The following is a 12,783-nucleotide window of genomic DNA, read 5'->3' as shown; positions in this document are numbered from 1 at the left end:
AGCATGTTCTATTTCGCCATGGCGGGCGAGAGGTCAAATGCTGCCGGCCGCAGACCTCATCAAGACCGCCCCCGCGCATGCTTGGACGCGTCGCCGAACCAAGGCGTGCTTTAATCGGAAGGCCGCGCGGCCAGGGCCTTCTTCTCCGTCTTCGTCCGCGTTGAGGCGAGAAAGGCAGGGTTCTGCTGATTTTGCAGATAATCAGCGAAGAGGCCGGTAAATTTCTGAAATTTGTACTGCATGATGAAGCTGCGCTTCTTCGCCTTTTTGATCACCGACGAGGGATTGAAAAACCCGCGCGCATTCTCCTTGGTCAGGACGAACGGCGGGTATCCCTCTCTGGCCAGCACGTAGGACATGATGAGCGCGCCGCTCCGGTGATTGCCTTCGATAAAGAGTTGCGGATCGCTGAGGATGCGATTGAATACGCCGGCCGCGCGCCGCCACACGCTCTTGCCGCGATTCAGGGCGTACCAGTCCATCACATCGCCGATGCCGGCGCCGGGCTCGTCGTAGAAGCGCGTCGCCGTGGCTTCAAGCAGGCGGTGGTGACGCTGGACGACCTGCGGATCGGCGCCGCAAAGAACGACGGCGTTCAATTTCAACCAATGGTTCAGCTGGCCCATCGCAAATATATCGACGCGATCGGTCAGCAGCTGATCGACGAGGGCGTAGGCCTGCATCATGTTTTCGATCACCTCGTCGTCGAGGGAATCGCGCCGGTCGAAAAGCTCTTTGTTGATCTGAGGGAAAACACGCTGAACCTCGCGAAGGGCGGCTTCGATTGCGGCGAGATTGAGCACGCTCATATCGCTTGCGACCTCCTGGGCGGGAGCGACGGTCGTCTCCTAAAGATTCGAAACGGCGGTCTTTCCGAATCCAACGCGCGCCCGATCGGCCGGATGGCTGCGGTAGAGCAGGAGCCAGCTGTAAGTGACAATCGGATAGGCCTCCCTGCCGACGGGATTTGTCGTCGCGCCACTCAATGCATCGATTCCGGCATCACAGGGTAACGCAGTTGCCGCGGTCCGGGTTTCCGAGGTCGGCGCGACGAACTGTCCGCTCTTGTTCTGCAGCGTCGCCATCGGCAGGCAAGCCGATGCGCGAAACCATATTCAGCATAGCCGATCGACCCTTCGCTGATCTTGATCCGCGCCCCGACGCCCTCGTTGCCGCGCGCCGGCATCGCGCCACGCGGCCAGGAAACGACGGTCTGAGGGACCGCCTTGACGGCAAGGTTCAGCTGAATTCGCCGCGCAGATATTTCTTGGTCATGTCTTCCCGCGGGGCGTCAAACAATTGGTCCGTGTCGCCGATCTCGACGAGATGTCCCGTGCGCCCGCCTTGCGAAATGTCGACGGAGAAGAACGCCGTCACATCGGCGACGCGCCGGGCCTGCTGCATGTTATGGGTGACGAGCGCGATGGTGTAGTCCTTCTTGAGCTCCAGCATCAGCTCCTCGATGCGCCGCGTGGCGATCGGGTCGAGCGCCGAGCAGGGCTCGTCCATCAAGAGCACCGTCGGCTCGGTGGCGACCGCCCGCGCGATGCAGAGACGCTGCTGCTGGCCGCCGGAGAGGGAAAGACCGCTCGCTTTCAGCTTGTCTTTCACTTCGTCCCAAAGCGCCGCGCGGCGCAGCGCATGTTCGACCTTTTCCTCGGCGTCGCCCTTGAAGCGGTTCAGCCGCAGACCGAAGGCGACATTGTCGAAGATGCTCATCGAGAACGGATTGGGCTGCTGGAACACCATGCCGATATGGCGGCGCACCACGACCGGATCGACGCCGGCGCCATAAATGTCCTGACCGAGGAAATGGACCTGGCCCTCGAGCCGGAAGCCCTTGATGAGGTCGTTCATGCGGTTGAGGCTGCGCAGGACGGTGCTCTTGCCGCAGCCCGACGGGCCGATGAAGCCGGTGATCTTGCCTTTCTCGATCGGCACGACGCTGTCGCGCACCGCGAGAAAGGCGCCGTAGAAGATTTTCTGCACCGAGCAGGAAATTGCGACATCCGGACTAGCCGCCGGCTTTGGACGTTCGAGCGTGGCGACGTCGGACATGAGTTGGCTCCTTAGACCTGCGGACGGCCGATGAAACGGCTGAGAATGTTGAAGCCGAGGACGATCAGGACAAGAACAAGCGAGGCGGACCAGGCGAGTTCGATCTGATTGTCGAACGGCATGCTTGAAAAATTAAAGATGAGGATCGACAGCGAGGCGGTCGGCTCCGTGACGCTGCGCAGCCAGTAATTGCTGAACAGGGCCGTGAACAGCAGGGGCGCTGACTCGCCGGCGACGCGGGCGACGGCGAGGATAATGCCCGTCACCACGCTCGGCAGCGCCGTCGGCAAGGTCACGCTCCAGACCACCTGCGCTCTTGTGCAGCCCATTCCGATCGCCGCGTCTTTCATTCGCTGCGGCACCATCCGCATCGCGCCTTCCGCGGTCAATGTGACAGTTGGCAGCATCAGGACGGCAAGGGCGATGCCGCCGGCCAGCGCCGAATAGGATCCCATGACGATGACGACGGCCGCATAGACGAACACGCCGGCGAGGATCGAGGGGAAGCCGGTGAGGACTTTGGACAGAAACCGCGCCCAATTGGCGAGATGGCTGTCCGGGCGCAGCTCGGCGAGGTAAATGGCGGCGAGAAGCGCCAAGGGTATGCTGAGCGCCGAGGCGATCGCCACAGTGACGAGCGTGCCCTGGATCGCGTTGCCAATGCCGCCGCCGATTTCAAAGCCGGCCGGAGGCAGCTCCGTGAAAAGCTCGGGGCTGAGCCGGGCGCCGCCCTTCACCAAGAGCATGTAGATCACGGAGAGGAGCGGAACGGCGCCAAGCGCGGCGACCAGCCAAGTCCCGCCCGTGAGCAGGACGCTTTGCATCGCGCGCAGCTCAAAGGGATTGCGCTGCAGGTTGATATTGGGAACGACGGCCGAGGCGGCTGCCTGTCCGGCGCTGAGAGGGGGCTCGCTCACGACAGACATTAGGCCTTCACCATCTTCCGCTGTGTCCAAAGCAAAATCAGCGTGCCGATGACATTGACGATCAGCGTGATCGCCAGCAGCATCAGGGCCGCATACATCAGGGCTTGACGTTCGACCTGGGCGGCTTCGGGAAAGTTCGACGCCAGCAGGGCGGCGAGCGTATTCGCCGGAGAGAACAGCGAGAGCGAGATCTGGTTGGCGTTGCCGATCAGCATGGCGAGCGCCATGGTCTCGCCGAGGGCGCGGCCGAAACCGAGCACGAGCGCGCTGGAAATGCCCCCCGACGCCGTCGGCACGATCACCTTGAGGATCGCCTCCCAGCGCGTCGTTCCCATGCCGTAGGCCGCCTCCTTGATCTTGTAAGGCACCAGACCGATGGCGTCCTGCGAGATGGCGGCGACCGTCGGCAAGATCATGATCGAAAGCACGATCACGGCCGGCAGCAGGCCGGGTCCGCTGAGCGAAGTGGAAAAGAAGGGGATGAAGCCGAAGTGATCGTTCAGCCAGTTTGCGCCGGGCCGCACGAAAGGGATGACGACGAAAATGCCCCAGAGGCCGAACACCACGCTCGGGATCGCCGCCAGCATTTCGATCAGGGTGCGGAAAGTGACGGCGAGGCGCGGCGGCAGAAAATCCTGCGTGAGGAAAATCGCGATGGTGACGCCGACGAAGCCGCCGATCAGCAGCGCCAGCAGCGAGCTGTAAAGCGTTCCCCAGATCTGCGGCAGGATTCCGAAGGTCGAGGTCTGCACGTCCCAGCTCGTGCCGACAAGAAAGCCGGCGCCGTTCCGCTGGATGGCAGGCAGCGCCTGATGACCGATCTGGTAAAGGATATAGGCGACGAGAGCAATAATGGCCACGGCGCCCAGCGTCGAGACCACGACGAAAACGCGATCAACCAGATAGGCTGCGGCGGAAGGCGGGCGCGATAGCGACCGGCTATCAGGTAAGACGAACTGGACAGTCAACTGGCGCCCCTCGAAAACTTGAATGACCTGGAAGCCGCGCCGCCGCTGCCAGCGGCGCGGCGTTCATAGACTTATTGGATCTTGGCCGCCGCGGCTTTGACCTTCTCGATCACGCCGGCCGGCAGGGGGATATATCCCATGCTGTCGGCGAGCTTCTGGCCCTCGGTCAAGCCGTAGGCGACGAGCTTGCGCAGGTTCTCAGCCTTTTGCGGATCCTGCTTTTGATAGAACAGCATCCAGGTGAAGCTCGCGATCGGATAGGCCTTGGGGTCCTTCGGATCGTCCACCCAGGCGATCAGATCCGGCGGAAAATCGACGCTCGCCAGCGCCAGCGGTCCGCCTTCGCCGCCCGCCGCGACATAATTGCCGGCCTTGTTCTGCAGCAGGGCGACGTCCGCCTTGGTCAGCTTGGCGTAGCCCCATTCGATATAGCCAATCGCGCCGGGCGTCTGTTTGATGGTGGCCGTCACGCCGTCGTTTTTCGGCGCGGCGACGATCTTGTCGCTCTGCGGCCAGTTCACCGTGGTGCCAAAGCCGACCTGATCCTTGAACGCCGGGCTGATCGCCGAGAGGTGCTTTGTAAAGACGAAGCTGGTGCCGCTGGCGTCCGAGCGCCGCACGACGGTGATGGGCATATCGGGCAGCTTGAGGCCGGGGTTCGCCGCGGCGATGCGCGGATCGCTCCAGTTGGTGATCTTGCCGAGGAAAATCTCAGGGTAGACGTCGCGCGGCAGCTTCAGATCCTTCGGCTGGCCGGGAAGATTATAGGCAAGCACGATTTCGCCGGCGGTCATCGGCAGCAGAACGACGCCGTTGGCGACCTTCGCGATCTGCTCCGGCGTCATCGCCGCGTCGCTGGCGGCGAAGTCGACCGTAGCGTTGGTAAGATCCTGGATGCCGGCGCCGCTGCCCTTGGCCTGATAGTCGACCGTCACGCCCTCGGTCGCCTTGCTGAACCCCTTGAACCATGCCGAATAGATCGGAAAGGGAAAGCTGGCGCCCGAGCCGATGAGCCGCAGGTCCGCCGCGTCGGCCGAAGAGACCTGCGCGGCGAGCAGCAACGCGCCGGCGAAGAGCGACTTAAGTTTTATCGAGCGTAGTTCCATGTTTTGGATGCCTCTGGCGATGAATTGTTCCAGACCGTATTTGCGAGACCTTTCGGGCCGCTCATATCAAGTCCTTGGCGTCGAACATGCCCCGCCCGCGGGCGCGGAGGGAGCAGGCAGTAGTCGCTTCGCCGGCGCTGACGCATCGTTTTGACGCGACAACCCCACGGTACAGCTCAAGTCGATCGTCTTGATTGACCCGTTTTTCGGCGTCGACGCAGCGTCCGCCAGATGCCCCGAACCGTAGCCGCGCCTTATGACAGGTGGATGACAATCAGACCGCTTCGGCGCCGGAAACGGCCGGCCGCCAAGATCGCGGCGCGGCGCTAATCCGCAGCGTTCGCCATTTTCGCCGCGGCTTCCGCCAGCTTGCGGGGCGCGGAGCCAGCCAGCGCCTTGCCTCGGCCGGAGAGGCTCGGATTGGTCATGAAATAGGTTTGCGCGCTGAACGGCGCTTCGCCTTCGCCGCGCATGACGCGCCGGCTCGACCCGTCCGAAAGGATCGTCCAGCTCTGCTCATTGTCGAGAAGATTGGCGAGCAGCACCTGTTCCAGCACCTGTTCGTGCAGGGTTGGATTGGTGATCGGAAACAACGTCTCGACCCGCCGATCGAGATTCCGCGGCATCAGATCGGCCGAGGAAATATAGACGGCGGCGTCGGGATGGGGCAGGCGATGGCCGTTGCCGAAGGCGTAGATGCGGGAATGTTCGAGGAAACGTCCGACGATGGATTTGGCGCGGATGTTCTCCGAAAGCCCAGGAACGCCGGGCCGAAGACAACAAATGCCGCGCACGACCAGCTCGATGTCGACGCCGGCGCCGCCCGCCGCATAAAGCGCGTCGATGATTTCGGGATCGGCGATGGAATTGCACTTCAGCCAGATCGCGCCGGGCCGGCCGGCCGCAACATGGGCGACCTCCGCTTCGATATGCTCGAGGAGCCGGCGCTTGGCCGAAATCGGCGAAATCGCAAGGCGCTCCAGCGCCCCTGGCGGGCTCGAGCCGGTGATGTAGTTGAAGACGCGGGCGACGTCGCGGGCGACGGCGGGATCGGCCGTGAAAGCCGAGAGATCGGTGTAGATGCGGGCGGTGATCGGGTGATAATTGCCAGTGCCGATATGGCAGTAGGTCACGAGGCCGCCGGCTTCCTGCCGCACCGCCATGGAGAGCTTGGCGTGGGTTTTCAGTTCCGGAAAGCCGAACACGACCTGCACGCCGGCGCGCTCCAGCGAACGCGCCCAGCGGATATTGGCTTCCTCGTCGAAGCGCGCCTTGAGTTCGACGAGGGCGGTAACCGACTTGCCGGCTTCGGCGGCCTCGACGAGCGCCTTGGCGATCGGACTGTCCGATGAGGTGCGATAGAGCGTCTGCTTGATTGAGACGACATTTGGATCGCGCGCCGCCTGCTGCAGGAACTGCACGACGACGTCGAATGATTCATAGGGATGATGGACGATGATGTCCTTTTCGCGGATCGCTGCGAAGCAATCGCCGTTGAATTCGCGGACGCGTTCGGGGAAACGCGGCGCGAAGGACGGGAATTTGAGGTTCGGCAAATCGGCGCCGACGAGTTGCGAGAGGGCGCTCAGCGCCAGCATGCCGTCCTGAACGACGACCTCCTCCGGCGGCAGGGCGAGCTGTCCGGCGACGAATTCGCGCAAGGACGCCGGCATGGCGCCATCGACTTCGAGCCGGATCACCGAGCCGCGCCGGCGCGCCTTGATCGCCGCCTCGAACACCTCGACGAGATCTTCGGCCTCCTCGGCGAATTCGATGTCGAGGTCGCGAACGACGCGGAACGGCCCGATTGCGCCAAAGTCGCAGCCTGGAAACAGCCGGTCGGCGAAATGCGCGGCGATCTCCTCGACCCGAGCGAACCGCGCCTCGCCGCCAGCGCCGTCGTCAAGCCGGAAGAAGCGGGCAAGCTTGGCCGGAAGGCGCACGAGAGCCGAGAAGGCGCGCAGATCGGCCCGCTGCACCACTTCGAGCGCAAGCGATAATTCGAGATTCGGAATGAAGGGAAATGGACGCGACGGATCGATCGCGATCGGCGTCACCATGGGGAAGATGGCGTCGGCGAAATAGCCTTCGAGCCGCGCGAGGTCCGCGCCGGTCCAGGCCGCCTGACCGATGATCGCGACGCCCACGGCCTTGAGTTCTTGCCTCAGTTCGCTCCAGACCTGTTCCTGATCGGAGGTAAATTGCGCGGTCGACGTCCGGATCTCGGCGAGCAGCCCGGCCGGCGTCAATCCATCCATGGACGGGTTGGCATGGCCGGCTTCGACCTGTTCGATGACGCCCGACACCCGGACCATGAAGAATTCGTCGAGATTGCTGGCGGAGATCGACAGGAAGCGCACGCGCTCGAGCAGCGGATGGGAGACGTTTGAGGCTTCCTCGAGAACGCGTCGATTGAAGGCGAGCCAGGACAGTTCGCGGTTGATGAAACGCTTCGGATCGTGTGCAATGTCGCCACGGAAGGCCGCGGCGTCGGCGACGCAGTCCGTTTCATCCATGCGCTCGACCGAAGTTGTCATATTGGCTCCATTGCCGCCCCCCAGGAGGCGGGTTCCGGCGGCGGCGGCAATTCACCACGACAGAGTGACAAACGCATGACGGGCTGTCGCGATCGGCTTGCAACGGCTTGAGGCGCCCCAATTCCGATTCTGCGATCTGGCGACCACGCGGAATTTCTTTGGCGCGCCGCGCCCGCGCCGTGTGCCGAGCGAAGACAGTCCTGCCGCGCCGCCGCCGTTCATGGCGTCGAGGAGGCCGGCCCCGGCGAGGAATGACGCTCAGGGTGGACGAAAGACGCAAAATCTGTGCAATAGGCGCTCCATAAAGCAGAATGGTCCGTCGCAACGATGGGGGACCGATGGACGTCAAGACGACAGATTTGCCGGGCGTCCTGGTTTTGAAACCGCGCCGGTTCGCCGACCAGCGCGGCTATTTCGTTGAAACCTACAATCAGCGGACCTTCGCCGAGGCGGGCGTCGACGCACAATTCGTCCAGGACAACCAGTCCTTTTCGGCCAAGGCCGGAACGATCCGCGGCCTGCATTTCCAGCTGCCGCCAGCGTCTCAAGCCAAGCTTGTCAGAGCGGTGCGCGGCGCGATCTTCGACGTGGCGGTCGATCTGCGCGCCGGCTCGCCGACGTACGGGCGGTGGATCGGCGAGACGCTCACCGCCGGCGGCGGCGAACAATTGCTTATTCCACGCGGCTTCGCGCATGCGTTCTGCACCCTCGAGGACGATGTGGAAGTGGCCTATAAGGTCGATGATTACTATGCCCCGACCTGCGAAAGCGGATTGATCTGGAACGATCGCGACCTCAAGATCGAGTGGCCTCTTGAGGCCGGCGGCGCCTTCCTTTCCGACAAGGACGCCAAGCTCGGACGTTTCGCGGATTTCGTTTCGCCGTTTCATTTTGACGCTAGCGCGCCATGAATGACGCGGCGCCGAAACGGATTCTCGTGACGGGAGGCGCCGGCTTCATCGGCTCCGCCGTGGTGCGTGAGATCATCGGCGAGACGGCCCACAGCGTTCTCGTCATCGACAAGCTGACTTACGCCGGCAATCTTGATTCGCTGGAGCCTGTTGCGGCCAATCCGCGCTATGACTTTATCCGCGCCGACATTGTCGACGCGCCGCGAATGCAGGCGGTTTTTGCGCAGTTCCAGCCGGATATCGTCATGCATCTGGCGGCGGAGAGCCACGTCGACCGCTCGATCGACGGTCCCGGCGAATTCATCCAGACCAATGTCGTTGGAACCTTCACCCTGCTGCAGGCCGCCCTGGCTTATTGGCGCGCCCTGCCCGCCGCGCGGCAGGCGTCGTTCCGTTTCCACCACATCTCGACCGACGAGGTGTTTGGCTCGCTCGGGCCGGAGGGCTTTTTTGTCGAGACGACGGCCTATTGCCCGAATTCGCCGTATTCGGCGTCAAAAGCCGGGTCGGACCATCTCGTCAACGCGTGGCGGCGCACCTATGGATTGCCGACGGTGCTCAGCAATTGCTCGAATAATTACGGCCCCTATCATTTCCCCGAAAAGCTGATCCCATTGACGATCATCAACGCGCTCGAAGGCAAGCCTTTGCCGGTCTATGGCGCCGGCGCCAATATTCGTGACTGGCTCTATGTCGAGGACCATGCCCGCGCGCTGTTGACCGTTGCCTTCCGAGGCGCCGTCGGCGGCTCCTATTGCATCGGCGGCCACAATGAGAGAAGCAATCTCGACGTGGTCCACGCCATCTGCGCTCTGGTCGACGAGCTTGCGCCGGATCGCGCCATCGGGCCGCGCGCCGGGCTTGTGAGCTTCGTCTCGGACCGGCCCGGCCATGATCTGCGCTATGCGATCGATCCCAGCAAAATCGCCGCAGATCTCGGCTGGAGGCCGCGTGAGACATTCGAGTCCGGGCTGCGGCAAACAGTTCAATGGTATCTTGAACATCGCGACTGGTGGGAGCGCATAAGGACTGGCGTCTACCGCGGCGAACGGCTTGGCGTCGCATGATCCTGATTTTTGGCGCCGGCGGTCAGGTCGGACAGGAGCTTCAGCGGACCGCATTCGCCAAGGGCGTCGCCTGCAAGGCGCTGTCGCGCCTGGAGGTCGATATCGCCAACGCAGCGGATGTCGCCCGCGCCTTGGACGAAACGGCGCCGACCCTCGTCGTCAACGCCGCCGCCTACACGAAAGTCGATCTCGCCGAAACGGAAATCAACGCAGCGCAGCGCGGCAATGAGATCGGACCGGGCGTCATAGGCAAGGCCTGCGCCGCGCGCGAAACACCTCTGATCCATCTCTCGACCGACTATGTTTTCGACGGGACCAAAATAGGCCCTTATATGGAAAGCGATCCCCTTGCTCCGCTCGGCGTCTATGGCCGCACCAAAGCGGCCGGCGAGTCCGCCGTGCGCGACGCCGCGCCGTTGCACATCATTTTGCGCACCTCATGGGTCTATGGCGAGTTCGGCAATAATTTTTTGAAAACCATGCTGCGCCTCGCAAGAGACCGCGACGAGCTGCGCGTCGTCGCCGACCAGCATGGCTGCCCGACCTCAGCGCGCGATATCGCCGTCGCCATCCTGCGCCTCGCGCCGCGGCTCGAGACGGGCTCCGATTTATATGGCCTCTATCATTTCGCCGGCGTTGGCGCGACGAGCTGGCACGGCTTCGCCAGCCGCATCGTCGAGGCGCAGGCGAACATCACCGGCCGGCGGCCAAAGGTTACGGCGATCGCGACAGCCGACTATCCGACGCCGGCGCGGCGGCCGGCCAATTCCGTTCTCGACTGCAGCCTGTTCGTGCGAAAGTTCGGTTTTGGCGCTCACCACTGGGGCGAGGAAACCGATGCTGTCGCGCAAGCGCTCACCGGCAAGAGTTGAATTTAATCGACCAGCAGTGCGCGGCGCAGACGTCCGGCATTTCATAAGCCCGAATTTCACAAGACCGCGGCGGCAAGAGGCGATCGATCATGCGTAAAGGGATTATTCTTGCGGGAGGGTCGGGGACGCGTCTGCATCCGCTGACGCTGGTGACGTCCAAGCAACTCCTGCCCGTCTACGACAAGCCGATGATCTATTATCCGCTGTCGACCTTGATGCTGGCCGGAATCCGGGAAATCCTGATCATCTCGACGCCGCAGGATCAGCCGGCCTTCCAGCATCTTCTCGGCGATGGAAGCCAATGGGGCATTGAGCTCGCCTATGCCGTTCAGCCGGCTCCAGACGGGCTTGCGCAGGCCTTTCTCATCGGCGCCGAATTTCTGGACGGCAAGCCGGCGTGCCTTATCCTTGGCGACAATCTTCTTTACGGCCACGGCCTGTCGGAAACGCTGCGGCGCGCCGCAGCCTCAATCGGCGGCGCCACCGTTTTTGGCTATTCGGTCGACGAACCGGAGCGCTACGGCGTCATCGAATTCAATGAGGCGGGCGACGTTCTGTCGATCGAGGAGAAGCCGCAAAAGCCGAAATCCAGCTGGGCGGCGATCGGCGTCTATTTCTACGACGCCGACGTCGTCGAACTGGCGCGCAGCCTGAAGCCGTCGGCGCGCGGCGAACTCGAAATCACTGATCTCAACAACCTCTACATTCGGCAGAATCGATTGAAGCTTGAAAGACTGGGACGGGGCTTTGCCTGGTTCGACGCCGGCACGCATGACTCCCTCATGGAGGCGGCCGAGTTCGTCAGAGTCCTGCAAAAACGGCAGGGCCAGCTGATTTCGGCGCCGGAAGAGGTCGCCTATCTCAACGCCTGGATATCGAAGGATGCTTTCGCCCAGCTTGCGATCAAGCTCGGCAAAACCAAATACGGCCAGCGCTTGATCGACCATTTCAAGGCCTGACGCCGCCGCCGTTATTTGACGAAGGAATAGGCGGCAAGGCCGGTCGTCGTCGGGCCGGAGATCAGGCCGACGACTTCCATGACTTTCTGCGCGTCGGTGATCGGCGCATTCGAGACGTAAAGCAGATCGCGGTTCTGGATGCGGAAGCCCTGGGCGACGAACAGGCTCGCCGCGTCGCGCAGGTTCAGCCGGTAGACGACCGGCGTCAACTGATGCGGCGCCGCGATGGTCGTGTTCGGGTTGAGCGCGCGAACGACGCTTTCAGGCTCGAAACGGAAGATGAAGACGCCAGCGGGATCGGAACGAAAATCCAGCAGGCCGCCGGCCTTGGCCAGCGCCTGCGACAGGCTGATGCCTTCGGCGTCGAAGGGAATCTCGGCGTTGCGGCCCGTCGCGCCATAAGCGATGAAGGTTTGCGGATCCCGGATCAACGTCAACACGTCGTTGGGGCGCAGGAAGATGTTTTCTCGTGGATCGGACGAGACGCGCGTCATCGCGACGCGAACTGTTTCGCGCCCGCGCGAGAGCTGAACATAGGTTTCGTTCACCGGAGCGCGGATTCCGCCCGCCGTTGCGATGACGTCCATGACGCGATCGCCCCTGACGCTCAGGGGCACGCGCGCGCCATTGGCCACTTCTCCCGTGACGGTGACGCTATTGCTGACCGACCTTGGCATATTGATCAGAACCTGCGGCTCGATCGCCTTGCCCGCAAGCGCGCGTTCGACAATGATCTGCACCTCTTGCGTCGTGCGGCCCGCCACCCTGACGCGTCCAGCGTAAGGAACGCTGATCGAACCGTCGCGGCCGACGATCTGATCGGGAATGGTCGAACTCTTTGAGCCGGTGCTGAAGCGGTCGCTAACCAGCGGAGCCGAGAATAACCCGCCGGCGCCGGCCTCCCATATAGTCACGGAAACTGTATCGCCAACGCCGATTTTTGGTTCGACCGAAGGTCTGTAATCGCCAAAATGGGCCAGAAAACTGTCGGCTTCGCGGTGGCGCAAAATGTCAAGAACGGAGGAATTGATGTCGACGACTTCGTAGCGTTGGAAGCCGGGATAGGAGGATTGGGCCACGACATCGTCGTTGCTCGGCCCCGCTCCAGGCAGAATCGTCGCGCAGCCGGTCAAAGCGATCGCGATCGCGCCGGAAAGCAGAATGCGCGCGACATTTGCAAAGTCATTCCGCATTCGCGATCCACCCATGACAGCCGAGATTTATCATTGCCGGCGGCTCGAAACCACAGCGAAGCCCCGTCCCTGCGGCGTTAGCGGGAAGCTGTAGCAAATAGGTCACAACAAACCTTTGCTCAAAATATGTCCGCGTTTTGGCCTCCCCTCAGAATGGAATGGTCCAGCCTATTCGACAGACGGGCC

The 12,783-nt window shown here is 62.7% G+C and carries 12 protein-coding genes; 4 read left to right on the top strand and 8 right to left on the bottom strand.

Going from position 1 to position 12,783, the window contains the following annotated elements; genetic code table 11:
• Positions 1-110: 110 nt before the first annotated feature.
• The 7 genes from CR492_RS12125 to CR492_RS12095 form a co-directional block, all read right to left on the bottom strand.
• Positions 111-809, bottom strand: a complete 699-nt coding sequence (locus tag CR492_RS12125) for a hypothetical protein (protein WP_102844018.1) — start codon at positions 807-809, stop codon at positions 111-113.
• A gap of 39 nt (positions 810-848) precedes the next feature.
• Positions 849-1,085 (bottom strand): hypothetical protein, encoded by a 237-nt coding sequence (locus CR492_RS12120; protein ID WP_102844017.1) that lies wholly within the window; start codon positions 1,083-1,085, stop codon positions 849-851.
• Between the two features lie 154 nt (positions 1,086-1,239).
• Positions 1,240-2,058, bottom strand: coding sequence for a phosphate ABC transporter ATP-binding protein PstB (gene pstB / locus CR492_RS12115; RefSeq protein ID WP_102844016.1), 819 nt, complete (start codon positions 2,056-2,058; stop codon positions 1,240-1,242).
• A gap of 11 nt (positions 2,059-2,069) precedes the next feature.
• Complete coding sequence (gene pstA, locus CR492_RS12110) at positions 2,070-2,984, bottom strand: phosphate ABC transporter permease PstA (protein WP_102844015.1); 915 nt, start codon at positions 2,982-2,984, stop codon at positions 2,070-2,072.
• Positions 2,984-3,952 carry a phosphate ABC transporter permease subunit PstC gene (pstC, locus tag CR492_RS12105; RefSeq protein WP_102844014.1) on the bottom strand — a complete coding sequence of 323 codons (969 nt, stop codon included), beginning with the start codon at positions 3,950-3,952 and terminating at the stop codon, positions 2,984-2,986. Before pstC ends, pstA begins: the two co-directional genes overlap by 1 nt.
• Positions 3,953-4,023: 71 nt before the next feature.
• Positions 4,024-5,058: a phosphate ABC transporter substrate-binding protein PstS gene (pstS, locus tag CR492_RS12100; protein WP_102844013.1), complete on the bottom strand. Its 1,035-nt coding sequence runs from the start codon at positions 5,056-5,058 to the stop codon at positions 4,024-4,026.
• 326 nt (positions 5,059-5,384) lie between these two features.
• Positions 5,385-7,574, bottom strand: coding sequence for an RNA degradosome polyphosphate kinase (locus tag CR492_RS12095; RefSeq protein ID WP_102844012.1), 2,190 nt, complete (start codon positions 7,572-7,574; stop codon positions 5,385-5,387).
• A gap of 359 nt (positions 7,575-7,933) precedes the next feature.
• Between CR492_RS12095 and rfbC the strand changes: the two genes are divergently transcribed.
• The 4 genes from rfbC to rfbA all read left to right on the top strand — a co-directional run bounded on the left by rfbC (position 7,934) and on the right by rfbA (position 11,404).
• Positions 7,934-8,506 (top strand): dTDP-4-dehydrorhamnose 3,5-epimerase, encoded by a 573-nt coding sequence (rfbC, locus tag CR492_RS12090; protein ID WP_102844011.1) that lies wholly within the window; start codon positions 7,934-7,936, stop codon positions 8,504-8,506.
• Complete coding sequence (rfbB, locus tag CR492_RS12085; RefSeq protein WP_102844010.1) at positions 8,503-9,573, top strand: dTDP-glucose 4,6-dehydratase; 1,071 nt, start codon at positions 8,503-8,505, stop codon at positions 9,571-9,573. Before rfbC ends, rfbB begins: the two co-directional genes overlap by 4 nt.
• Positions 9,570-10,445, top strand: a complete 876-nt coding sequence (gene rfbD / locus CR492_RS12080; RefSeq protein ID WP_102844009.1) for a dTDP-4-dehydrorhamnose reductase — start codon at positions 9,570-9,572, stop codon at positions 10,443-10,445. The genes rfbB and rfbD overlap by 4 nt, the downstream gene beginning before the upstream one ends.
• Before the next feature lie 89 nt (positions 10,446-10,534).
• On the top strand, positions 10,535-11,404 hold the full coding sequence (rfbA, locus tag CR492_RS12075) for a glucose-1-phosphate thymidylyltransferase RfbA (protein ID WP_102844008.1): 870 nt from the start codon (positions 10,535-10,537) through the stop codon (positions 11,402-11,404).
• An 11-nt stretch (positions 11,405-11,415) separates the two neighbouring features.
• Here the strand turns inward: rfbA and CR492_RS12070 are convergent, their stop codons facing one another.
• The gene (locus CR492_RS12070) at positions 11,416-12,597 is read right to left on the bottom strand and encodes a polysaccharide biosynthesis/export family protein (protein ID WP_102844007.1); all 1,182 of its coding nucleotides are present in this window, start codon (positions 12,595-12,597) and stop codon (positions 11,416-11,418) included.
• Positions 12,598-12,783 lie beyond the last annotated feature (186 nt).

The organism is Methylocella silvestris (assembly GCF_002891535.1).
Taxonomy (GTDB): Bacteria; Pseudomonadota; Alphaproteobacteria; order Rhizobiales; family Beijerinckiaceae; genus Methylocapsa; species Methylocapsa silvestris_A.
The sequence above is the reverse complement of the archived record's forward strand: the minus strand, read 5'-3'. Positions and strand labels throughout refer to the sequence as shown.